Here is a 22,866-nt window from a genome sequence, read left to right as displayed (position 1 = left end):
TCTAATTGATTGCTACAGTAAAAGTGGCCTTATTCCGGAATGAATACTCTGAACCATCCGGCAAAACGATAACAGCTGGAACACTGTCCGGTGTTCTAGCTATTATCTTAAATTCTCCTGCTTCCAGCTTCCACTCCACATGGACGATTCCTTGCACAGTAATCACACTCCCGCTTGCTGAGGTCAGATTCCCAATCACCGGTGCAATCCGGATAGCAGCATAACCCGGTTCTGCTGGGGTAATGCCTAAGAGCGAAGCTGGAAACTCCGCCAGTGGAACGGCACTCCAGGCATGGCAATCACTGCGGGAATTCACTTCCGTCTCGGGAAGTGTGCTTAATCCCTGCTGTTCAAAAATACGCCAACGATCCCATAATCCGAATAATTCTTCATGTAAACCGACCTGTTTTAATGCCTGCATGAGCAGGTAAGTGAATGGCAAAGTCACACGGTGAATTGGCTCCCGTAAAGCTCTCTGCAGCAGTCCCCTTGCATCCGCTCCAGTAATTGCTCCTGCCAGAACGGCCATAATTTGCGAATGCTGGGAGTAGATTTCCGTCCCGGGAAGCTCCCGGTACAGCTGCTTCTCTTCGGACCAAGCCAGCTTATTCACCGCCTTGCAAATACTCTCTGCCCGCATTTCCAGTTCACCTGCGACCTCCCTCCATCCTGTCACACGGAATAGTGTGGAGCTTTTGCGCAGTGCGGCTGCATACATCAGACTTAGCAATATCATGGGGTGTTCTGCACTCTCTGGCGGTGAGCCCATCGGCCAATCATTTACCCAGTCGAAATAGGTCCAATACCGATTCGAAGTGACTCCTACAATCCCCTCTGCGGTTAAGCGGTCGTTGAACCAATTCAGCAGCTCCAGCATCGCCGGCCGGTAGCGGATTATCAGCTTCCAGTCCCCAGTGTGCTTATAATACTCCGCCAGCATATCAATCCAGTACAGTGAGAACGAAGGAATGACTTGAGGATCGGTACTTGGATAGCGGGATTGCAGCAAGCCCGAAGGCATTCTGGATTGATAGAAATCAGCTATTGTACGGCGCGGCATCCGCTCATCGGCGCTTACATAATACGTGTACAGCATCATTAAGCGGCTATCCATGGTATACTGCAACTGCTCGTAATACGGGCAGTCTTCGTACGTTTCATGCATACACCGGCGTAAGGTTCTCACACTAAGGTCCCATAGCTTGTTCAGCCCTGCATCCGATGAATGGAAGGTGGATTGGACGTCGAGCGGATACCCGGTTTCACGATAAGCAATCGATATTAGCTCTAACGGCTCATTTCCTGCTTCGATCTCCACTCTCACATAACGAAAGGTTCTGAACCAAAATGGTTCGTAGTGTTCCGCTTCATCTCCGGCTTCCCCCGTTCCCGCTACATGGTATACATCATAATCTCCTAGCAGCTTACCGCTTGTATCTTCACGATTGCCCTTGATTCGATTGCGCTCCTGACTTTCCTGCGCCTCATAACCCTCTGCACAGAGTAGACGGATCTCACTTCCCCTGCCTCCATGGACAGAAATATACAGATAACCCGTAGTGAGCTCTCCAGCGTCCAATTCCATCGCGATCGACTGTCCTGGTTGCAGAAATAGCGAGCCTTTAACCGGAGAATGTAACAGACCCTCTGCTTGCGGTATCTCTATCTGCTCCACTCGGGTTACAGCTACAAAGTTTCTCTCTTCCTCATACAGAAACGGAATCGGACGAGGGAGCAGCTGCCAAGGATTTAATAGCCCGTATCCTCTGGTTTCTGCGAACTCACACGCTGCTGACCAAGAATGATCATCAAACTCAGGCTTAGTCCAGTCTGAAGGTGCCCCACTACCGTCTACTTCTTCCAATCCGCCCATCCACATAATGAGTGAACTGGGTCTGTTATGGTATCCTTTGTGCCGAAATACCTTCCAGCTTGAATCAGTATCCAGGGATTCAAGTAAGTCTCCCTCTTCGTTACAAACACTACCCTCGACTAACAATCCGGCAGATTGCGAGCGCCAGACAGAGGTGGGTCCACCCTCGCCATATTGAAAAGGTTCAGATGATGGATAACGCAGAACCTTCACAGCCAATACATTCGTTCCGGTCCGTAAAAAAGGGGTAACTTCGACTGAATCATAGTACTGTGCTTGCCGGGTAGGCTTGCAAGGGCCGACCTCCGCTCGTTGTCCGTTTACGTATAACTGATAACGGCTATCCGCTGTAACGTCCAGCTTAAGACTTGGCTTTTCACCATCTGCAATAAAGAATGTTCTCCGGAAATAGACAAGGATGTGTTCATGCGCAACATTACTTTCAGGCTGTAGCACATCCCATATCCAACCCGCCTTCCAGTATCGGTTCTCCTCCACTAATGGTGACTCAAATGCTCTTCGTGCTTCATCGTTTGAAACTGGATTTAGGATATCGATCACCTCAATGTAATAATTTCCACTCTGTGTTGCTGTTTCTACTTTTCAAAAATGTTGTCTGCATTATATATAATGTTTCCGAGCCCGCCGTCTAATCTCTTTAAGTTCTTATCTACAGCTTTGGCAAAATAGCTTATCTGTCCCATGAATTCAAAAGGAACATCATCCGTTTCCCTCTTCATTATTTCATTACACAGAATGATGATTTGCTGCAGAATTTCCCGGGGTGCCACGGCTTCATGATGGCATAAGTATACCTGATCATATTTCCCTTTAGTGCTCACATCTAGCTGCTCCATGGATGCCCGGTATTTCTCCACAGAATAGGAATTTTTATCGAACAGAAAGGTAGAATGATTACAGGCATCTCCCAGAATCAATGATCTTTCTTCCACAATGAGAACTGCCATAGTGCCTGGCGTATGACCACCTGCAGCGTATATCTCCAGCTGAATCCCCCCCAGATCAAAGCGGTCTCCCTCCTTCAGCTCCATGAAATCCGGATTTGTGGCTTGCACATAATCTCCGTCATCAAGCTTAGGGGCCTTGTCTCCAAGTGCCATTGCAATATATTCTTTTCTGACCTCCAGATCACTATGTTCCATAAAAACCGGATTATCCTTTGAACTCATATAGACCCGTTCGAATTCAGGCGCTCCCATCGCATGATCCACATGCCCATGAGTGAGGATGACCGTGATTGGTTTGCTTGTCAGACTCTCGACAAATGCTCTCAGGTTTCCAATCCCTAAGCAGGTATCTATCAAAACTGCCTCCAGCTTTCCTTCAATCAGATATAGAAATTCATTTGTTAAGCTTGTGATTTGCGTGACATGTTCCGAAATTTTATTAGCTGTATAATAATTCATATTTCCTCCTTATCGCTGAATTATTAGAATCTCACTTGCTGCAGCTTCGATATCCTCTTCCTTAATACCGAAGAAATCCATCTTCTTCAGCGTGCTTAATGAATGTGACAATCCATCGATATCTCCAAGCTTTATGAGTTCAATGGCCATTGGGATTCTTTTCTTCAGAACTTCTAATGCTTTCTCATGTTTGGATAATTCGGACAGACGCGTTTTCATGGAAAATAAATTTCTAAAATCCTTCGATGGATTATAGGTGAATTCATGAGTTCCTGCTTCCAGGAAAATGCTCTCTCCATGGTATTCCGGAAGATGGACTTCTGCGGTACGCGAGAACGGAACTTCAAACTTTACCCATACACTACCGTCTTTGTTAATTCTCCAGTGTGAAGCATACTTTCCGCTTACCGAATCATATTCGGCAGAAAAATGCTGGAACTTCCCGTTAATCTGCGGAGCGAACGAAACCTTCTTAAATCCGGCTTCCAACGGTCTGATTCCCCCAAGATCCCTGTAGAGATATTCAATAACTGATCCGTACGCATAATGATTTAAGGAGTTCATGACTGTCCCGCTCATACTGCCGTCTGAGAGTACTGAGTTCCATCGTTCCCAAATCGTCGTGGCGCCCAGATTCACTGAATATAGCCAGCTTGGATACTCTTCTTGCAGCAAGAAATCCAGAGCTTCCTCTTCCATTCCATTTTCGGCCAGCACCTTGCACATAATGGGTGCACCTACGAAGCCACCGGTTAATTTATAGCAATCTTTATAGAGCCTTTCACGAAGACCTTCTACTAATTTCTTTTTATCCATATAGATCCCAAAATTCAAAGCGACCAAGTAAGCGGTTTGAGTGTCTATGCTTAATCTGCCCGAAGCCGAAAAGTATTCATAAAGAATAGCTTCTAACACCTTTTCGGATAGATTACTATACTTCTGTTCGTTCAGATTATCTCCTAGTATGCTTGCGGCTTCAGCAACTTTTTTTAGAGATTCATAATAGTAAGCAGAGCTGATGAAGCTGTCATCCGTCCCCCCTTTAAAACTCTGCGGTGATCTCCCGTCTTGTGCCAGCCAATCTCCAATATGAGAACCGAAATTATACAGGTATTGCTGACCCCGTTTCTGATCCTCTCTTGTGATATAATCAACCCAGTCTTTCATCATCGCGAAGTTTTTTCTCAGAATATCTTTATCTCCATAATGGTTATAGAGCACCATAGGTAAGAATGTTCCAATGTCACCCCATACACTGGTCGCAATAGGATCACCCAGAACCGGAATATAGGCTGAAATGATTCCCTCGTGTTTCATTTGTTCTATTCTTAAGTCATGCATAAACTTATCATAAAACGCCCTTGTATCCATGTTATAGGAAGCCGTTTCCGCAAATACTTGTGCATCTCCAGTCCAGGCTAAGCGTTCATCCCTCTGTGGGCAATCCGTAGGGAAGTCGATAAAGTTAGATTTTTGCCCCCATAGACAATTCTGAAATAGCCGGTTAATCTTCTCATCAGAAGTTTCTATCGTTCCGGTTTGGTCCAAATCAGAATAAATGACCTTACCTGTTATTTCATGCTCAGACAATTTTCCAATCCACCCTGTAACCCGAACATAACGGAATCCAAAGAAAGTGAACCGGGGTCTAACCACTTCATCCGTACCAGCAGATATATATATAAATTGTGACTTGGCTGAACGGTAGTTATCGTTATAGAAATTTCCGTTCTGCAGTATCTCACCAAAATCAAAAACCAGCTTTGTTCCTGCAGGGAACGAATTGCGGAATTCACTAAAACCTGAGAAATTCTGCCCCATATCCAGTACGGTTTCTCCCGCAGGCGTAGTGATAATCTTCTGAATTCTTCTTTCTTCTTTTACGATAACGGGCAAGCTGTATCTGCTGATTAGCTTATTCTTATTCAGATCAATAATGCGGACCTCTCTCTCTTGATTAGATTGATCAGACCACAGCATGCGGTTGACAATTTCACCATCATAAATATCGCTTAGCTCTATGTCAGAACCGGTGTAACGCCAAGTTTCATCGGTATTAATTACTCGTACCTCATCATTCTGGTAGGTAATGTGTAGCTCAGCTATGCAGGCAAAAACACTTCCGAAATTCTCTTTTAAATCACCCAGTCCAAAACGTCCTTTATACCAGCCATTTCCAAGCATTATCTCCACTTTATTAATACTGGAAAGCATGTCGGTAATATCATAGGTTTGATACTGGTACTCCGTATGATAATCACTGTATAGAGGAGTGAGGTATTCATCTCCTACTTTTTCATTATTTATAGACACTTCATATAGCCCGAGTCCGCTAATGTACAGACGCGCACTCTTCACCGGGTTCTTCAGTTCGAATGTTTTTGTAAACAACGGATGGAATAAATCACCTTCCTTTGTACCAATCCAGTCCGCGCTCCAGGGCTCATCGATTTTCCCTGTTTCAAATGTTGCAGTTTCACTTACGGCAATATCTCCATCTTCGGTCTCCACTTCAACCCGGAAGTAGTATTTGGTCTTGGGTAAGCAATCCATAAGAATGGCTTCTCCAATAGAGTCCAGATCATCGCTTTCCTTGAGATATAGAACGTTTTCAAAAGTCTCAGTTTGGCTAACCTCAATTTTCGCGCTCTTTTGCATTTTTAAGTTCGTATCCTTAACCTTCCACGAACACTTTAACACTGGATATGCAAAACCAACCGGATTCTTTAATCCATTTATTCGTACATCTGTTACCTTCATATGTTCTCTCCTCACCTTTATCTAATTAATCTATGACCTATACGTCAATTTTGGCGGCTGCTCTTTTAGCCAGTACTTCGGACAATACTTTCTCTCTCTCTTGCCCTTTGAATTTGCATAGTAAAAGAGGTATTGAGCCTAGAATGGAACTGATTCCGGCTCCAAATACAGTAATGAAAAACAAGCCTTTGAGTGTAAATGCAGACTGTATGGCTGTATCGGTGTTAAAGTGGATAGCCGTCAGCATGATACCGGTGACGAAGGAGCCTACTGCAGACATAATCTTTGCGGTCAGCGACTGGATGGAGAACATTAAACCTTCCGCCCGGTAGCCAGTTTTCCATTCTGCGTAATCTATTGAATCAACAACATAAATAGTGGATAAACTCATGCTCATGGAGATGAAGAATCCCGAAAATATAGAAATGATGAATACAAAAATTAAATTCTGATAGCCTACCGTATAATAAATGACTCCCGTTATAACTGAAGCAATTCCGCTATACAACAACAGATTGGGCGTTTTTGTTACTCTAAGCAATTTCGGAATAACCAGAGGCGTTAACAGGAAACCGATCATCGTAGGCACCATAATAAATGACAGCAGCGCAATACTGCCGAGATTATAAATAGCATAGTAGCTTGTCAACATGGTAACAACCATTGTTAACACCTGTAGGAATTGACTGATAATATAGGCTTGCAAGGGTTTGTTAATCTTCAATATATTCAGGATGCTTCTGAAGCCGGTCTTCTCTACTCGGGGCTTCACTCTTTCTTTCGATACAATAAACAGAATGATGAAACTGATAGCGGCGAGTAAAGAGAACAACCATCCCAAGTATGAGTACCCTTGCCCGCTGTGCGGCAGTTTGGCAAAATACGTAATCAGAATTCCACCTGTTAACGATACCAATAAAGACCCTAAAGTGGTCGCTGATCTAGTCAAACTGACAATTGAATTGCGTTTCTCAGGATCTGTAGAAATAATCGCCGACATACTCCAATAAGGGACATCAAACAATGAAAAACCGATACCCCAAAGCGTATATATAAGAGCTACATAAGCAATTTGCAAGGCATGTGAAGAGAAATTAGGATTAAAAAACAGCAGAGCCGTGATTGCTGCCCAAAATAAACCGCCGAACAAGATATAAGGTCTTAATTTCCCGTACTTTGTTCTTGTATTGTCCATCAGCACACCAACTACAGGATCACAGAAAGCATCAATGAACTTCGTTATTAGAAGAATAGTTCCAATCGTTATCGGTGAAATTTTCATGACAGAGGTAGCAAATATCATAAAAAAGGTGGTTACAACACCTGACAGGACGGAGTCTCCGAGTCCTCCAATTGTATAACTAACCAATTCTCTCTTCTTAAACGGTGTCTTAATAGCGTTTTCATAATATTGATCAAATCCGGTGCTCATCACTTTTCCTCCACTCAGCTTCGCGCTCTTTATTACCTGTTGGGTACCCAATAGAGCTATAATAAAGCATGGAAGCACTTTCACCAATGTCTATAACTGTTGTTTTGACTAACCAAAAGTGATGGATTCATAAAAGGGGGGCACTTTGATGAACTATACCGAATTAGATGCTCTATTACTTGAATTAACAGATCTGGAGAACGAATTACAACATAAGGAACTCTCTGATGAAGAGGTAAGAGCAATGATCCTCACTCCACCATCATCAAATGAATGGGTCTCAAATAATGTTAACACTTGGGTTACACCCGTAGAATCATCCAAAATCATCACCAAGTCTGTCCCTAACTACACAGTGGATAACAATGTTCTGAAATTGAATGTTACAGATGAATTATTTGTGATTTCCAGGCATACCCGTTTTGTCAAAATGATTAATCATACCCATAATTTATTTGAAATGAACTACATCTACAGCGGGACTTTTTATCAGGAGATTCAAGGCAAGAGCTTCAGATTGAGCGAAGGCGATATTATAATTCTTAACAAAAATGTTGAACATTCCATCAGCAAAGTAGGGAAAGAGGATATCTTAATAAACTTCTTGGCAAAAAATGAATTTTTCGATAATCAGTTCATTTTCAAAATCTTAGGGGATAATATTTTAGGAAAAACCATTGCCTCGATCATATCCAATATCACCAGAGAAAAAAACTTCCTGCTATTCCGGACAAAAGAAAACTGGCAAATCAAACAAACCATTCAGAATATTTTGTGCGAGGCGTTTGACAATAAAAGTGCTAACCCTGAAATCATTAAAGCATACCTGACTATTCTGTTCAGCAGGCTTCTGGAAAGTGACAGTTATGAGGTCTTTTTGAGAGAAACATCCAGATATCCCAGTATATCCATCATAGATTTGTTAGCTTTTATTGAAGAGAACTATTTGGAATTAACGCTAGAGCACGCGGCTGTGCATTTCCAGTTCTCCCCCGCTCATTTGGGCAGAATCATCAAAAAGGTGACCGGAAAAAATTTTCTCACCATTGTCCAAGAACAAAAATTCAAACATGCTGCCTTGCTACTGCAGTTGTCAGAAGAAAGTATTGATGATATATCCCGAAAAATCGGCTATAACAACCTCACTTTCTTTTATAAAAAATTCCTTAGTTTATATGGATTAACTCCGAATGAGTATCGGAATGTATTCAAACAGAATGTTTGATATCACCAGCTTTATATTTAATAGATATTATTGCAGTGCACCTAACAAGAGCCTAATTAAAGACTTCTTAAGGTGCACTGCATTATAGCGAATCTTGTTTGCATTTGTCGGCTTTTTTATCCCTTAACTGATCCCGCAGTCATCCCCGCGACAATCCGGCGGTTGAAGATCAGGAAAAGAATCAGCGGCGGGATCGTGATTAACAGAATATTAGTAAACAGCAGATTATATTGCGTCACAAATTGGCTCTGGAAATTATACAGTGTCAGCTGCACAGTCGCATTCTTTGATCCTGGAAGAAAATAAAGCGGATTCGTGAAATCGTTGAAAATCGTCACCGAAGACAATACGACAATGGTGGCTGTGACAGGCTGGAGGAGCGGCAGAATGATGCGAAAGAACAACCTGAATCCGCCGCAGCCATCGATAACCGCTGCCTCGTCAATTTCACGCGGAATCGAGGACATAAAGCCCTTATAGAGCATAACCGTGAATGGAAAACCAAGTGCAACCTCTACCATAATCAAGCCAATCAGCTTCTTAAACAAGCCTAATCCATCCATGACCCAAATGGTTGGAACTATAGCGGGCGGAATAATTAACCCCGCTAGAATAAGGAAGTTAAACACAGGTGTTAACCTGTCACTTCGGCGCTGTAGTACGTAACCCGCCATTGCACAGAGTATGACGAGCAGTATGATCGACGCCACAGTCAGAACACTGCTGTTAAGGAAGGCCCGCAGCAGCATGTAATCCCGTGCCTGGAACACAATCTTCATGTTCTCCCAGAACTGAGGAACCTTCGGCCATTTCAAATTCAACAGTGAAGCTTCCTTCACACTCTTGCCCGCATTCGCAATAATGAAGTAGAACGGAATCCAGAAAACTACGATCGTGAACAGAACGCCGAGCATTTCATATAGGAACTTTCTGGCGCTTCTCACAGTTCCACTTCCTTCCTGTTTAAATACGTATAGAGCGGGAAGGCAAATGCTGTAACAACAATGAATAATACCACATTTCCAGCCGTAGCGAGACCATAGAATCCGCCCTGATATTGCTTAAAGATAATGGACGCGATCAGGTCAGTCGTGAAGCCAGGTCCGCCCTTCGTCATCGCCCAGACCAGATCAAACGACCTGAGGCCACCTATGAAAGCGAGGATAATGACAGAATTTGTAGCGGGGCGGCTGAGTGGAACAATGATGTTCCAGAATTTATTCCAGCCGTTTCCGCCGTCAATCTGCAACGCCTCATAATAATGCTGTGGAATGGACATAATGCCGGCAATATAGATTACAGTCGCGAACCCTATCCCCTTCCATACATCGACAAATGCGACTGAAAGCAATGCCAGCTTCGGGTTACCCAGCCAGTCGGGACCGGTGATGCCAATGGCGGCCAGAGATGTGTTAATCATTCCTTCCGTGGGATGCATCATCATACTAAAGGCAATGCCCACAGCGATGGTACTCACAAGTGTAGGGAAAAAGACGACCGATCGCAGATAATCCTTAGTACGGATTTTGGAGGTCAGCAATACACCAAGAAGAAGACCGAGAACAACCTTCATGGAGCAGGTGACAATAGCATAAATCAACGTATTTTTGAATCCGATGCTGAGCGATTCTTCACTGAAGAACATCCGGAAATTCTCCAAACCGATGAACTCCCATGTTGAAAGATCCCAACGAGTCAGACTGAAGAAAAATGATACTACTGTTGGCAGAATGAAGATAACAAAATAAATGATAGCTGCAGGAATCAGAAACACATACGAATAGGTCCGCTTAAATATGCTGTTCATAAAGTATCTCTCCTAGTTACCATCCTTCCAGCCCCAACTGTTTCGCCTGCTTTTCGACATCCTTGTCGTAGGACTCGGCTCCCTTTTTGGCATCCTTAATTCCACTTCCGACTTCAACTGTAATTTGTTCAAGGTTCGGTCCCTTTATAGGCGATGAGAATTCAAGCGCAGGAGCATTTTTGCCGCTTTCGAAGTACGGCAGCATATCCTTGACAAGCTGCGGTACACTATCGGGAATCGTGGCTCCTTTGATCAAGTAAGGACCATTCGGATCCGATACAGAACCTATCGCCTCAGTACCTTCTACGGATGCTATAAAGCTCACTAGCAATTTGGCTTCTTCAATATGCTTGCTCTCTTTATAAATATAAGCTGCACTCGGCATCCAAACAGTAATTCCATTCTTGGAAGCATCGTCACCCGGCTGGGCGAAAAAGCCGATATTGTCGATCTCGTCAGGATAATTCTGAGATAGCGCCGTTGTCGCCAGTGACAACATAGGATAATGAGCGCCCTTACCTTCAGCCAGCATTTTTAGCGCAGCGTCATACGTCGTTGCCAAAACATCTTTATTCCAGTAGCCCTTCTCATGAACTTCCTGCATCTTCTCAAACGAGCGGAGTATGGCTGGTGTTCCGGCAATTGTTACTTTGTGCGCTGTAAAGTCTTCACCAAACGTAGGAACTTGTGCCTGTACGTTATAATAATCAGACAGGAAAATCATCTGTGCAGTCCAAGTGTCTTTAAAGCTGCCAATGACCGGCGTAATACCCGCAGCTTTGATTTTCTCGTTATTGTCCATTAATGCCGCCCAGGTTGTTGGCACCTTGAGACCGAGATCAGCGTAGATTTTCTTGTTATAAAACCAGCCGCCTACCCCTGTTGAAGAAAATGGGGCACCATAAACCTTACCATTTTGGGTTACTGTAGCTTTGAAGGAATCCATCACATTCTCCATGAACGGTTCATTTGTAAGATCAAGCAGATTTTTCTCGGGGTTCAATGCAAGCATTAAGGAACCGGAGTTATAAAAAAACACATCCGCCATATCACCCGTTGCAAGCCGAGTTTTGGTAATATTGTCACCTTCTGTGCCTCCGGGCAAGGTTTCCAGTTCGATCTTGATATGCGGATATTTCTTGGTAAAGGCCTCAATATAAGCATTGGTCTGTGTCACCGTATCCTGAAGGTTTCCGGATATGACGGTAAGAGTAACATCTTTAGTCTCTGATGTTTTCTCTTCCGCTGTTCCGCTTGGGCTGGTGTCATTATCCCCCTTTCCATTACCATTACCAGCGCATGCAGACAACAACCCAATAATCAGCAGTGCGCACAGCAACATAGTGAATGCTCTGATCCCTCTTGTTTTCATCTGTATTTCCTCCCATAAAACTTATTTAGTTAACTTGCGGGTAAAAACCTTCCGCTGAAATGAGTGTATATTTTATTCACCACCAATGTAAGCGCTTCATTATTTTGGTGCATGTCTGTTTTTTTCAGGATCAATATAAGGTTTAAATCGCAGATTAATTCTTGTTCCCTTTCCAAGGCGACTCCATACATGAAAAGAACTGCTCTCTCCGTAATACAATTTGAGTCTCTCCTTCACATTCCTAACCCCATACCCTTGTTCCATAAGAGAAATGTCCTCCATGCCAACCCCGTCATCCTCCACTGTAAAAACCAAGTACTGTCCGTCCCTTACACCCGTCAATCGGATGATTCCCTCCCCGACCCTTGGCTCCAGCCCGTGGTAGATAGCGTTTTCAACCAGCGGCTGCAGCAACAGCTTCAGGATTTCCATGCCGAGAATAGTCTCGTCTACCTCCTGAAGATAACTGAACCGATTATTGAAACGGATGTTCTGGATACGAAGATAGTGCTCAATATGCTTGAGCTCATTGTATACCAGCATCGTTTCTTTCCCTTTGTTAAGGCTCAGTTTGAAGCTCTCCGACAACGACTCCGCCATCTGAGCAACTTGATCATTGTCATTCAAAATTGCCATCCAGTAGATCGAATCAAGGGTATTGTACAGAAAATGTGGCTTGATCTGTGACTGCAATGCCCGAAGTTCTGCTTCGCGCTCATTGAGTTTTGACCGGATTAGCTTCGCATTCAACTCATCGTTCTCGTATATGACCCTCCTGAAGGTCTTTCCGATTACACCAACTTCATCATTATCGAAGCTTTCCGGAAATTTCTTGACGCCCATCGTCCAGTCCAGCATCATTTTCTTGAGTCTCAACAATGGACGCGTGACAGTTCCCGATATCCAATAGGAGAGTGCAAGGGCGATTGCAGCAAATCCTGCAGCAATTGCCATAGTTATCCAACGAATATTTTGAGATTGCTTCAGTAGATCCTTTGATCTTACCAGGTGCAAAAATGTCCAGTCTGTGCTCTGATTATATAGAGAATTAACAAGATAACCTTGATGATGAAGTCCTTCAACTACTTTATCCACCCCTCCTTTATCCTCTAGTCCAATAGAAAAACTTCCGTATACCTTATGAGTTGGACCACCATTTGCGTCAATCGCCATATATGAACCATAGTAACCGGTGCCAAAAATTTTATCGAAGATTGTTGTTGAAACATTGACGATGAGTATACCTATCGGTTCTCCGCTTGTATCTGTAGAATCGCGGAAGAGCTTAATGGTAGAAAATGCATCATTCCTTTCCCCAAAAATATCCTTGGGATAATAGACGACCTTGCCCTTGCTACTATAAACACTAAGGTACCAATCGGAGGCCTTGATGCTTGCAATCTTTTCTTCGCTCTCGTACTTCCCCATATCATCGGAACGGCCCGAACAAGCTGTATTAAAGTTTAAATCTAGAAGGCAGATCGATTTCACATAACGAGTATCAGAATAACTACTGCTGATCAGGCGCTGAAGACGGGCAGACATCCGCAAGTGCTGTTCTTCAGGCCAGATCGCAGAATCATTTTCTCCACGCAACTCTTCTCTGATTGCTGTATTGACAACAATTGAATAATGCAGGTTGTTAATATTCCGGAATAACAAATCGGCAATTTCACTGGAGGTTCGCAACCGCTCCCTGTTTGATTTTTCATTCATTCCGGTTACTGTATCCTTAGTGATGTTGAAAGAGATATAACCAACCAAAAGAATTGCAGGAATGGATAGCAAAATCATTGCAGCAAAGAATCGACTTCGGATTTTTGTGAAGTGAAACAACTTCGTGCTCTTTATTTTCAGCACATGTACCCCCTCATTTCTTGGTGTGATGGGCATCCCGGTATTGTCCTGGAGTAGTTCCGACCATTTTTTTTAAAATTTCTGTAAAATGTCTGTAATTCAAGTAACCCACCTTCTCGCTCACTTCGTTCACTCGATATCCCTCTTTTAACATTGCTTTTGCACGTTCTATTCGTATGCCCGTTAGATACTTGATATAGGATATCTCCATTTGCTCCTTAAATAGCAAACTAAAATAAGTGGGGTTAAGGCCAACATATTGAGCCAGATCTTGAAGCGATAGGTCCTCTCCGTAATGCTCATTCATATACATCAGCACTTTCTCTACTGCAGGATGTCTGGGCGTACGCCGGGCTCCATTTGCCCAGGACAAAAGCAGCTCCAGTTTGGCACGCAGCCACAAGAACATATTGTCCCGAGTGTTCAGATGTTGTAGTTCCAGTGGATGAATATCCGCTAAATCACTGGGGGAGCAGCCCATTTCTTTCGCAACCTCTAAGCCAAGGTACATCAGTTTCACCAATTCTTGCTCCACACGTTCAGGTGTTAGCTTCTGTCCCTCTGTCCAGACTTTAAGATCGTCAATCGTCTGGCACAACCAGTCACGATCTCCCATTCGTAATGAGACAATTACTGTTTCCTCTTGTGAACTGAGATCTAAAGGGAGTTGTTCATCTCTTCCCTCCACATCCACAATCCGAACCCATCCACTTTGTTCCAAAAACTGACCATAACGAAGTGCACGAAGTGCTTCCCGGTAACTACGCGAGGCGTCATTGATAGATTTGTAAGTTCTACCAGATCCAAATGTACCTGTAATCAAACCAGATATTGAAATTAACTCTTCATCCAAAGCATTCGAGGAAGTATCCCTATGTAAAACAACTGCAAGTTGCTGATTACCATTTGCCACAGGAACAATGCAATAAGAAGAGTGTTCGGTTAGTGGGATTTGTTTATCCGGGAAGGCAAGGACGGTGACTGCAACAACATTCGCCCATTCCTCACCAAAGGTATCCTTCCATTCCTGTTCTACTTGTCCGCCAGCAAGAAGAAGATCCAACGTCGATTTCTCTAAAAGCTTTTCCCGGCTCTCATCCAACTTCGTCTTCATCTCGCTGAATGCTTGTTCTTTCCCTATCTTAGTTATTGTCCTACCTAATGATTCTTCAATCTTGGCTATGGTAACTGGCTTCTCTAGATAATCAACTACTCCAAGACCAATAGCACGACGCACGTATTCAAATTCATTAAATCCGCTAAATACGATGAACATGGTCCAGGGCGCCTCAGCTGCAACAATTTCAATCAGTTGTAACCCATCCATCCCAGGCATACGGATATCTGTAAAAATGATATCCGGTTTACATTTGCGGACTAACTGCAGTGCAGCTAAACCATCCTCAGCTGTTCCAACTAACTCAATGCCGTATCGTTCCCATTCAATTATCTGCTGAAGACCTTGAAGCACGATATGTTCATCATCAAATATAACCGCTTTCAACATTATCATCACTCCCTTGTTCACAACCTGCTTTGGCATGATTATATCATCAGAGATTGAACTGCTGTCATCTCTAGTAGGGTCTCGAATCTATTTGGGTCTATAAAGTCTATAAATTGATTTTCTTATTTGAAGCGTACATGAAGTGACTTAGAGTGCCTATGGCGTTTTTTTTTAGATTCCGTCTGTTTTTTTCAGGTATGATCTTTATCGATTTTTTGGAACTGAAATGAATCAAGCTTGAACTACGTAGTATATGGGGAGTAGCTTTGTCGTGAGTTAACACGGCACAAGCTACAAAAACTCTTCGAGCATCCTCATTCAATTTATTATTAATAAGAATTAGTTCAATGCTTTTACTCGAATTTCTAAATCCCTTTCACGCACTACAACATACTTAAAAACAAGATGCTCTGTATTAATAGCTTTCTATTCATTAATTTCGCCTAATCCACAAACCTCTCTTTTGTGTTTATTTTTTAAAACAAATAAAATTTATATCATTATTTCTTTTATGCAAATTTTAAAGATCGAAAAAAACATATCATATAATTTTCATCTTTATTTATGTTGAAAATAAAGTATCTTATCACTATATTTAAGCAATAAAGTTTTAAAAAGGAGTGAAATGTACATGCAGCCAAAGAGGGCAAGAAGATATTTCTTGCTCATAAAAAAAAATACTGATTTATTTGCACCTAAAGTACCAAAAGAGTCAATTATCAGATAATTATAAGAACTAGTTACACAATTTTACATTGTGTTAAAAAATGACAAATTATTAGAGTTTTTATCTATCTCTAAAGAACGATTTTGCCAATTTTAGAATATAATTTACATTCAAGTTGCCTTTTTAGCCTCCCTTCCCCATTTACCTAATGAGAGGAGATGTAAAAAATGAGAAATAATAATCATTTTATCGAAGCTGTAGAAAAGGGATTTAGTAGTTATATTAAATCTTGTCTTCAACATGCTAGTAGAGATTATTTTAAAAAGCTTAATCGAGAATCATATCGCGTTGCCCCACTTGACGAATCTGCTCATGAGATAGATGTTGTAGTTGGCTCATTTACGACATCTGCCATAGTTGATGATTATGCAAGTCTTAGTCAAGCTTTAGATAATTTAACCACTCTAGAAAAGAAGGTGATCTACTTGAAGTTCTATCAAGATAAAACAGACAAAGAAATTGCACAAATACTTGGAGTTTCAAGGCAAGCAATATCTAAGTTTAAAACAACTATACTTGTAAAACTTAAGGTGGACATGGAATTATAATAAGAATTCTTTCTCATTCTTCTCTCCTCTTCTCTTGTTTATTTACGCCATAGAAAAAAAGGAAGCTACTCTTTGAAAGAAGTGATTGATTTATTAAAATTAGCCCAAAATGGAGATAAACATGCCGAGGCAGAACTTGTAGAGCGCTATCAACCACTAATCAATAAGTTTTCACGTCAAAATGGAGTATTTCATGAAGATTGCAAACAACAATTGGTAATCGTATTTATACTTGCACTTCGTCGTTTCGATCTTAATCGATATTTGCTTTAGAAATTTTCCTTTTTTAGTACTAAGTCAATATTATTCCCTCTCACTAGAAACACAGAAAATATCAAGTCGTTGATATTATTTTGGCAATACCGTTGCCTTTTTAATTGATTCTAACTATTTAGTTAATGTAGTCCTTAGTAAATTTAACAGAATATTCGTACCATTGAACTTTGACAACTTTATAAAATATTTCAAATACATTACTCTTGCATACGTATACCGTAAAGCGACTAAGCGGAATCGCCATGACCATTTGTTAACACATAATTTTTGTTCAAATGAGAGCGACTAACTTCTGGCAAAATCAATCCATGGTGGAATGAATCGCAATGACCTGCAAGAGAAATAATGATACTTCTACCTGGCCAGAGTAAAAGTATTGGGGGTAGCCTGCTCGGACGAGGGGGAGTCTCTGTGAATATACAGAGCTATGATGTTGACTAACCATCGACAGTTTGGAATATTCAACTATTCAAGTTCCTCTTTTTAACAACAAATGAATGGGCAGGAGGTCTAGATGAACATGCAATCTGAACTTATAACGCTAGCTCAACAAGAGGCACACAATCTCGTCTTCCAAAACTACCCTGATGTTGTGAACATTATAGAAATGTGTGAAATGCTTGGCGGGATAAGTACTAAAACTGCATATAAACTATTACACGAAAATGAAATTAGTCATTTCAAAATTGGTAGGATTTATAAAATCCCAAAGATAAATATCCTTTTGTACCTTAATTTGTTCACTTTCAATTTCGACCGCCCTCACTTTGACGCTTTACCGCATTGAACCCTCTTCTCTATACGTGTTATAATTAATTCGTCAATGGTAGGAGCAATGCGGGCTGCTATGAAGGAGGAATATTCATGGTAGCAGGCCACCTACAGGAAAAGAAAGGTCTTTTTTATATAGTCTTGAATTGCAAAAATGAAGAAGGCAAGAGAAAACCAAAGTGGATTCCAACTGGACTTACGGTAAAAGGAAACAAAAAAAGAGCAGAAGCATTGCTATTAGAGACAAGGGTGAGTTTTGGTCTTCTTTTAAATGCTATTGAGGAAGAACGGAAAGTTAAAGAAATTATCGAAGAAAAACCAGTTGAGGAGTCTGTCGATCTAGGGCCACTATTTTCTGAGTTCATGCTTCAGTGGCTAGCTATGATGAAACACCAAGTTGAATTTATTACGTACGCTTCGTACTACAATGTCATTACTAATCATGTTGTACCTTACTTTGAAGAAAAAAGGCTTTTTCTCAAAGAGCTATTACCATGTCACATTCAAGATTACTATCAGTATGAGCTTGACGAAAATGGAGTGACAACCAACACGGTTCTCCATTATCACGCTAATATTCGCAAAGCGCTAAAACATGCTCTCAAAAATGATTTAATTAACACTAATCCGGCAGATAAGATTGAAAGACCAAAGAAAAATGATTTTGTTGGCAGTTTTTACAACAAGCAGGAGACTAATATTCTGTTTGAAAAAGTTAAGGACGAACTGATAGAGCTAGCAGTCATTCTTGCCGCTTTTTATGGATTGCGGCGAAGTGAAGTAGTCGGATTGAAATGGACTGCAATTAATTTTGAAAACAAAACGATTAGTATTAGGCACACTGTAACTCCGGTTTATTTCGAAGGTCAAGAACACATCATTGAAAAGGACCGGGGTAAAAACAAACCGAGTCGTCGCACCTTACCTCTTGTGCCGGCCTTTGAGGAATTACTGCTGCGTATTCGTGAGCTTCAAGCTCTCAATGAAGCCATATGTGGTAAATCCTACTGCACTGATTACGAGGAGTATATCTATCTGGATAAGTTGGGACAACGAATTAAACCCGGTTATATCACACAGAACTTCACTAGAACTCTTAAAAAAAATGGTCTTCGTCATATTCGCTATCACGACCTGCGTCATAGTTGTGCAAGTCTCCTACTCGCCAATGGAGTCAGTATGAAAGAAATTCAGGAATGGCTGGGACACAGCAACTATTCTACAACGGCCAACATTTATTCTCATCTAGAGTACAGTTCCAAAGTATCTTCGGCATCAACAATGAGTGGTGTTTTGATCTTTTAATAAAAAAAGATCACATCCCCCTCAATATTTCATGAGAGTTATGCAATCTTCTCCTCGTTCTCTCCTTCGGAAAAAGGAGAGAACTGCAGGAGAGAACTCGATGAAAAGTTCTCTCCCAAGCTGTTTCAAAAACCAAGGTTTTTCGGAAAAAACCCTTATAAATCAAGGATGCCGAGGACGGGGGTCGAACCCGTACGGTACTCACGTACCGCAGGATTTTAAGTCCTGTGCGTCTGCCTGTTCCGCCACCCCGGCATGTTATGTGCGTGGTTAACGCGACAAGAAATATAATATCACGTATTATGGGGATACGCAATAAATAATTACCATTAAATTTTCCTGTATCCAGACAAACAGCCCGATCAGCCGAAACTGATGCGGGCTCTTTGCAGTTCCTACCCTGCTTAGTGGCGTTCGCGCTCGCCGCTTCTGCTCCGCATACCAACCAGCCCCAGAAGTCCGAGCAGGCCGAGCCAGCCCCAATTAGAGCCGTTATCGTTATCGCCTGTGGTGCTCTGTGCCCGGTAGATGCCGGTTGGTGTAGTGTTGTTCAGCGGAGAGACGGAGCTGTTGTCTCCGGTACGGATTTTATCCTTCATGATCGTCTCATTCTTGTGCATGGTGCCTGTCGTCTGGTTCATCATGGTATTGCCCCGGCCGTTCATCATTTGTGTGCTCCGGCCATCCATGTCACCCATGTTACCCATTGTGCCCATCCGGGTATCCGATGTTGTGCTGTTGGTAACGGGTGCCGTTCCGCCCATTCCTGTCGTGCCAGCCGCAGCAGATGTGTAACCGGCTCCGAGCAGACTCATGGAAAGTACTGTGCCGCATGCAAGGCTTGTAATCAGCTTGTTCAAGATGGTATGCCTCCTCTGTGGTTATGGTTTATCGCTGATAATTTCCCCACACGGCACATCATCTATGCAACGCAGATTATTCCTTTATGATGTTCACGGTCTTGCTGAGCGCATCATAGGTCACTTTGGCTCCAAGCGCTTCGGCAATGGCGCGTACCGGAGCATACGTGGTGACGCTGTCCAGCACGCCGGTCGTGAGCTTCTGTCCGTTCAATGTGATATTTACTTTAACCTCGGTATTCACCTCTGGGTCACCTCCGTTAATCCGGCTTAATGCGTCCTTCACCTGCTGAACGGTGGGGTGCTTACCGGCCCGGAGCTCAGCAGTGGTTAGTCCGAAGGTCATCTGCAGATGAGAGTAGTCCTTGAAGGAACTCCAGTCCCCGCCCCACTCGAAACCGAGCTTCTTCGCCTCCTGTGCAACCTCCTGCCAGTCCGCTACCTTATCCCCGTCTCCGTCACGCTTCATATCCCAGGATACGCTTTTGCCATCCGGCAGCAGCAGTGCGTAATCAATTGCCAGGCCGTAATTGTGATAGCTGTTCCCGCCCTTGGCATTGGTTACAATAGCGCCTTTCTTCGTTCTTCCCTGCGCGTATAGCGCATTCTGCTCGGCAATGGTGCGCATTCCCTGGGTAATGAGGATCGGAATCCCTCTGGCATAACTCCGCCGGATGAGCTCTGTAGCACCCGCCAGCAGCACCGGATGCAGATTGCCCAGCCACCCTGCCGACTTACTCTTCACTTGATCCAAAGTCAGCATATACTCACCCCCTGGTATAGTAAATGCCCGCTTGTACAATGTTGCATGTACACTTTCACCCCTGCATCCGCCCAAGTTTGCCAGGTTCCCTGAAGCATACGAAATAAGCCCCCAGGCATTCCTGAGGGCTTTAATGAGGCTTGATCCAGCTTAGCGTAAACAGGAGCCAACAAGGATGAATTGCTGCACCACAGGCCACACTAACATGGAGTACCGTTAATCCTTAATCCCGCATGGAAAGGTGGACAACCATGGATATTCACAGTGACAGCTATAAGGTGGCCGCGCTTAGCGATCAGGAAGATGTTGTTGAGGTGATCCGCGAGGCCGAGTCGGCCATCGCCCGGATGACCGGGAATCCCGGAGTCACGCTGATTGCTTATGAAAAGACGGAAGCCGCCGGGAGAAATTAACCGCTCCGTCCGCTCCGGCCAGCTTCGCCTGCACCCTCAGACGATATAGGCGTCCACAATATCATCCACGTTCAGCCACTTCCATTCCTCCGCCCACTGCAGCTTGATTTCGCGCGAGTGGGTGTGAATGGAGGTTACAAATCCGCTAAGCAGCTTGTGCTCAAGAGGGTCAAACAACACTACCGTTACCCGTACATGACTCCGCAGCGACAAAGCCAGCGTATGCTCAATCTCCTCCAGCTTGTGCTCATCCGGAACCGGCCTGACGCTCTGCCACGTCTCCCGTTCACCTCTACTGATTACGCGCATCTGCTCCGGCAGTACTGTCCGGTTGCTGTCCCACAGGTTATTGCCCTCCAGCTTTTTGCCCATTGCCGCTCCCCCAATCTATGGTCTGTATACAATACCGCAATACGTTGTCCGCTCATATACCGAACGTATGTTTGTATTATATCCGTGATCCGGCTTTTTAAGCAAGCAGAAATATATGTAAGCACCAAGACCTGGAAGGAACCATACCGGACTCCGCCGGCACAACAAAATAACCCCACAGCAGTGGGGCTAGCTTGAATTCATTCTGGTAATTACTCAGGCACTAAACGGGGATGAATACTTTTTAATTGGCCGTGTTTCCTGCCGTGCTCTCTGTCGTTGCAGCTCCCGTATCCGTCTTCGCAGCCGCGTCCGCTTCTGACGGGTCCACAATTAGACCTTCTGTGCTCTCTTCCGGGTCAATCAGTCCGGCGGCCGCTCTGGCTTCATTCAGCTTGGAGATGCCGTACAGCATCGCTACATCCGCCTGCTGGTTCATTGCATTGAATTCCTCGGCAGTTACATCGGGAGAAACCGCGCTTTTGGAGGCCTGCTCTTTAATGGAATAGGCACTTTTAAAAGCAATAATTGAATCTCTGAGCAGCGTCTGGATCGTGTCCGGCAGGCTCTTGGAAATCTTCACGTCACTCACCTGATCGGCAATATCGGAGGCTGTATCCTGGAACTCGTCCACGGCCTTCTGCAGCTCCTTCTCGGTCGCCTCTCCGGTTGAATAAGAAGTTAAGGTGGTGTTGAAATTTTCCAGCGAGGATTTACCCATTTCATCGAATTTTGACATTTCATTGTAAAAGCTCTGAACTGTATCCTGCACTACTTCCTGCGAAGCAGGTTCTGCGCTGTCATTGCTGCAGGCACTTAGGACTACAACCATCATAAGTAATCCTGCAAATAAAAATCGTCTCATATTTATATCCCTCCACTTAACAGAATAATATCGAATTTTGTTAAGTGCAAATGAAATTAATGTAAAATCGGCCGGGATGAAACATTTTCCTGAGATAAAGCGTATTCACAGAAAGAAACACAAGAAGAACCCGGTACTGACTGGGAATTCTTGTTATACTATAATCAAATTATCCGTTATACGAGAGGAAGATATCTTATGCCTTATTGCACAGCCTGTGGTGCGGAATATAAGCAAGGTGCCAAATTCTGCGGAGAATGCGGAGCAGGTACAGAGGATAATAACGCTCCGGCAGCAGCACGCCGTCCGGCGGCAGGCCGGGTCTCCGGAACAAGCACAGAAACCGAGCTGTGGCAGGGTAAGCCTGCGGGCATATCCGACCGGCTCAAGGGGCTTATTGGACTCAATACCACCAGATACACGATTACAACCCAGCGGATTATGGTGAAGAGCGGACTGATCGGCAAGGATGTCGAAGAAATCGAGCTGCTGCGGGTCAATGATTTTTCCGTCACGCAGTCGATTCCCGACCGTATATTAGGCATTGGAACGCTTACGATCCTCTCGGATGACGCCTCGTCGCCGCAGCTTCCTTTCCGCAAAATCCGCAAGGTTCAGACCGTAAAAGACGTGCTGCGACAAGCCGTCCGCAACGAAAAAGTCGCCAACAACATCAGCTACCGCGAACAAATCTGACCTAAGACCT

Annotated in this window: 20 protein-coding genes and 1 tRNA gene; 7 read left to right on the top strand and 14 right to left on the bottom strand. The window is 43.5% G+C overall.

The genetic code is table 11. From position 1 onward, the window contains the following. Nucleotide 1 precedes the first annotated feature (1 nt). From NSU14_RS05410 to NSU14_RS05395, 4 genes are all read right to left on the bottom strand, one after another. On the bottom strand, nucleotides 2-2,329 hold the full coding sequence (locus NSU14_RS05410) for a family 78 glycoside hydrolase catalytic domain (protein ID WP_340948890.1): 2,328 nt from the start codon (nucleotides 2,327-2,329) through the stop codon (nucleotides 2-4). 140 nt (nucleotides 2,330-2,469) lie between these two features. Continuing rightward, on the bottom strand, nucleotides 2,470-3,300 hold the full coding sequence (locus NSU14_RS05405) for an MBL fold metallo-hydrolase (protein WP_336101008.1): 831 nt from the start codon (nucleotides 3,298-3,300) through the stop codon (nucleotides 2,470-2,472). A gap of 9 nt (nucleotides 3,301-3,309) precedes the next feature. Then, the gene (locus NSU14_RS05400) at nucleotides 3,310-6,060 is read right to left on the bottom strand and encodes an alpha-L-rhamnosidase (protein WP_336101009.1); all 2,751 of its coding nucleotides are present in this window, start codon (nucleotides 6,058-6,060) and stop codon (nucleotides 3,310-3,312) included. A 37-nt stretch (nucleotides 6,061-6,097) separates the two neighbouring features. Further along, nucleotides 6,098-7,492 (bottom strand): MFS transporter, encoded by a 1,395-nt coding sequence (locus NSU14_RS05395; RefSeq protein WP_336101010.1) that lies wholly within the window; start codon nucleotides 7,490-7,492, stop codon nucleotides 6,098-6,100. 148 nt (nucleotides 7,493-7,640) lie between these two features. On the opposite strand from NSU14_RS05395, the gene NSU14_RS05390 reads away from it, so the two are divergent. After that, entirely contained in the window at nucleotides 7,641-8,717 is a 1,077-nt protein-coding gene (locus tag NSU14_RS05390; protein WP_336101011.1) for an AraC family transcriptional regulator, read from the top strand. A 116-nt stretch (nucleotides 8,718-8,833) separates the two neighbouring features. On the opposite strand, the gene NSU14_RS05385 is transcribed toward NSU14_RS05390, so the two are convergent. The 5 genes from NSU14_RS05385 to NSU14_RS05365 form a co-directional block, all read right to left on the bottom strand. Continuing rightward, nucleotides 8,834-9,631, bottom strand: a complete 798-nt coding sequence (locus NSU14_RS05385; RefSeq protein ID WP_340948889.1) for a carbohydrate ABC transporter permease — start codon at nucleotides 9,629-9,631, stop codon at nucleotides 8,834-8,836. Nucleotides 9,632-9,657: 26 nt separating this feature from the next. After that, nucleotides 9,658-10,524 carry a carbohydrate ABC transporter permease gene (locus NSU14_RS05380; protein ID WP_336101012.1) on the bottom strand — a complete coding sequence of 289 codons (867 nt, stop codon included), beginning with the start codon at nucleotides 10,522-10,524 and terminating at the stop codon, nucleotides 9,658-9,660. A gap of 16 nt (nucleotides 10,525-10,540) precedes the next feature. Next, nucleotides 10,541-11,896 carry an ABC transporter substrate-binding protein gene (locus tag NSU14_RS05375; RefSeq protein ID WP_336101013.1) on the bottom strand — a complete coding sequence of 452 codons (1,356 nt, stop codon included), beginning with the start codon at nucleotides 11,894-11,896 and terminating at the stop codon, nucleotides 10,541-10,543. A 99-nt stretch (nucleotides 11,897-11,995) separates the two neighbouring features. Continuing rightward, nucleotides 11,996-13,756, bottom strand: a complete 1,761-nt coding sequence (locus tag NSU14_RS05370; RefSeq protein ID WP_336101014.1) for a sensor histidine kinase — start codon at nucleotides 13,754-13,756, stop codon at nucleotides 11,996-11,998. 10 nt (nucleotides 13,757-13,766) lie between these two features. After that, nucleotides 13,767-15,260: a response regulator gene (locus NSU14_RS05365; protein WP_340943355.1), complete on the bottom strand. Its 1,494-nt coding sequence runs from the start codon at nucleotides 15,258-15,260 to the stop codon at nucleotides 13,767-13,769. A gap of 894 nt (nucleotides 15,261-16,154) precedes the next feature. Between NSU14_RS05365 and NSU14_RS05360 the strand changes: the two genes are divergently transcribed. The 4 genes from NSU14_RS05360 (at nucleotide 16,155) to NSU14_RS05350 (ending at nucleotide 18,887) form a co-directional block, all read left to right on the top strand. Next, nucleotides 16,155-16,535, top strand: coding sequence for a sigma-70 family RNA polymerase sigma factor (locus tag NSU14_RS05360; protein WP_336101016.1), 381 nt, complete (start codon nucleotides 16,155-16,157; stop codon nucleotides 16,533-16,535). 81 nt (nucleotides 16,536-16,616) lie between these two features. Further along, the gene (locus NSU14_RS05355) at nucleotides 16,617-16,808 is read left to right on the top strand and encodes a helix-turn-helix domain-containing protein (RefSeq protein WP_336101042.1); all 192 of its coding nucleotides are present in this window, start codon (nucleotides 16,617-16,619) and stop codon (nucleotides 16,806-16,808) included. A gap of 517 nt (nucleotides 16,809-17,325) precedes the next feature. Then, a complete protein-coding gene (locus tag NSU14_RS35920; RefSeq protein ID WP_445669996.1) occupies nucleotides 17,326-17,598 on the top strand; it encodes a helix-turn-helix domain-containing protein in 273 nt (90 codons plus the stop codon). Between the two features lie 77 nt (nucleotides 17,599-17,675). Next, nucleotides 17,676-18,887: a tyrosine-type recombinase/integrase gene (locus NSU14_RS05350; RefSeq protein WP_336101017.1), complete on the top strand. Its 1,212-nt coding sequence runs from the start codon at nucleotides 17,676-17,678 to the stop codon at nucleotides 18,885-18,887. Nucleotides 18,888-19,056: 169 nt separating this feature from the next. Here NSU14_RS05350 and NSU14_RS05345 read toward each other — a convergent pair. The 3 genes from NSU14_RS05345 to NSU14_RS05335 all read right to left on the bottom strand — a co-directional run bounded on the left by NSU14_RS05345 (nucleotide 19,057) and on the right by NSU14_RS05335 (nucleotide 20,510). Continuing rightward, nucleotides 19,057-19,142 (bottom strand) — tRNA-Leu (locus tag NSU14_RS05345). Nucleotides 19,143-19,291: 149 nt separating this feature from the next. Next, a complete protein-coding gene (locus NSU14_RS05340) occupies nucleotides 19,292-19,747 on the bottom strand; it encodes a WGxxGxxG family protein (RefSeq protein WP_052422035.1) in 456 nt (151 codons plus the stop codon). Between the two features lie 76 nt (nucleotides 19,748-19,823). After that, the gene (locus NSU14_RS05335; RefSeq protein WP_340943352.1) at nucleotides 19,824-20,510 is read right to left on the bottom strand and encodes a M15 family metallopeptidase; all 687 of its coding nucleotides are present in this window, start codon (nucleotides 20,508-20,510) and stop codon (nucleotides 19,824-19,826) included. 251 nt (nucleotides 20,511-20,761) lie between these two features. Between NSU14_RS05335 and NSU14_RS05330 the strand changes: the two genes are divergently transcribed. After that, nucleotides 20,762-20,923 carry a hypothetical protein gene (locus tag NSU14_RS05330; RefSeq protein WP_340943350.1) on the top strand — a complete coding sequence of 54 codons (162 nt, stop codon included), beginning with the start codon at nucleotides 20,762-20,764 and terminating at the stop codon, nucleotides 20,921-20,923. Nucleotides 20,924-20,959: 36 nt separating this feature from the next. Here the strand turns inward: NSU14_RS05330 and NSU14_RS05325 are convergent, their stop codons facing one another. Beyond that, nucleotides 20,960-21,295 carry a YolD-like family protein gene (locus NSU14_RS05325; RefSeq protein WP_340943347.1) on the bottom strand — a complete coding sequence of 112 codons (336 nt, stop codon included), beginning with the start codon at nucleotides 21,293-21,295 and terminating at the stop codon, nucleotides 20,960-20,962. A 244-nt stretch (nucleotides 21,296-21,539) separates the two neighbouring features. Further along, on the bottom strand, nucleotides 21,540-22,160 hold the full coding sequence (locus NSU14_RS05320) for a hypothetical protein (protein ID WP_144026073.1): 621 nt from the start codon (nucleotides 22,158-22,160) through the stop codon (nucleotides 21,540-21,542). A gap of 198 nt (nucleotides 22,161-22,358) precedes the next feature. Between NSU14_RS05320 and NSU14_RS05315 the strand changes: the two genes are divergently transcribed. Next, nucleotides 22,359-22,856, top strand: coding sequence for a zinc ribbon domain-containing protein (locus NSU14_RS05315; protein WP_336101021.1), 498 nt, complete (start codon nucleotides 22,359-22,361; stop codon nucleotides 22,854-22,856). Nucleotides 22,857-22,866 lie beyond the last annotated feature (10 nt).

Origin of the sequence: Paenibacillus sp. FSL R10-2771 (assembly GCF_038000205.1) — a bacterium.
GTDB lineage: Bacteria > Bacillota > Bacilli > Paenibacillales > Paenibacillaceae > Paenibacillus_AQ > Paenibacillus_AQ phytohabitans.
Note: the sequence above shows the minus strand (reverse complement) of the source record. Positions and strands in the feature narration are given on the sequence as shown.

Coding starts and splice junctions, on each gene's coding strand:
- NSU14_RS05350 (WP_336101017.1), top strand. CDS start 17,676: ATGGTAGCAGGCCACCTACAGGAAAAGAAAGGTCTTTTTTATATAGTC.
- NSU14_RS05325 (WP_340943347.1), bottom strand. CDS start 21,295: ATGGGCAAAAAGCTGGAGGGCAATAACCTGTGGGACAGCAACCGGACA.
- NSU14_RS05400 (WP_336101009.1), bottom strand. CDS start 6,060: ATGAAGGTAACAGATGTACGAATAAATGGATTAAAGAATCCGGTTGGT.
- NSU14_RS05315 (WP_336101021.1), top strand. CDS start 22,359: ATGCCTTATTGCACAGCCTGTGGTGCGGAATATAAGCAAGGTGCCAAA.
- NSU14_RS05375 (WP_336101013.1), bottom strand. CDS start 11,896: ATGAAAACAAGAGGGATCAGAGCATTCACTATGTTGCTGTGCGCACTG.
- NSU14_RS05365 (WP_340943355.1), bottom strand. CDS start 15,260: ATGTTGAAAGCGGTTATATTTGATGATGAACATATCGTGCTTCAAGGT.
- NSU14_RS05330 (WP_340943350.1), top strand. CDS start 20,762: ATGGATATTCACAGTGACAGCTATAAGGTGGCCGCGCTTAGCGATCAG.
- NSU14_RS05320 (WP_144026073.1), bottom strand. CDS start 22,160: ATGAGACGATTTTTATTTGCAGGATTACTTATGATGGTTGTAGTCCTA.
- NSU14_RS35920 (WP_445669996.1), top strand. CDS start 17,326: ATGAACATGCAATCTGAACTTATAACGCTAGCTCAACAAGAGGCACAC.
- NSU14_RS05405 (WP_336101008.1), bottom strand. CDS start 3,300: ATGAATTATTATACAGCTAATAAAATTTCGGAACATGTCACGCAAATC.
- NSU14_RS05380 (WP_336101012.1), bottom strand. CDS start 10,524: ATGAACAGCATATTTAAGCGGACCTATTCGTATGTGTTTCTGATTCCT.
- NSU14_RS05385 (WP_340948889.1), bottom strand. CDS start 9,631: ATGCTCGGCGTTCTGTTCACGATCGTAGTTTTCTGGATTCCGTTCTAC.
- NSU14_RS05390 (WP_336101011.1), top strand. CDS start 7,641: ATGAACTATACCGAATTAGATGCTCTATTACTTGAATTAACAGATCTG.
- NSU14_RS05335 (WP_340943352.1), bottom strand. CDS start 20,510: ATGCTGACTTTGGATCAAGTGAAGAGTAAGTCGGCAGGGTGGCTGGGC.
- NSU14_RS05360 (WP_336101016.1), top strand. CDS start 16,155: ATGAGAAATAATAATCATTTTATCGAAGCTGTAGAAAAGGGATTTAGT.
- NSU14_RS05395 (WP_336101010.1), bottom strand. CDS start 7,492: ATGAGCACCGGATTTGATCAATATTATGAAAACGCTATTAAGACACCG.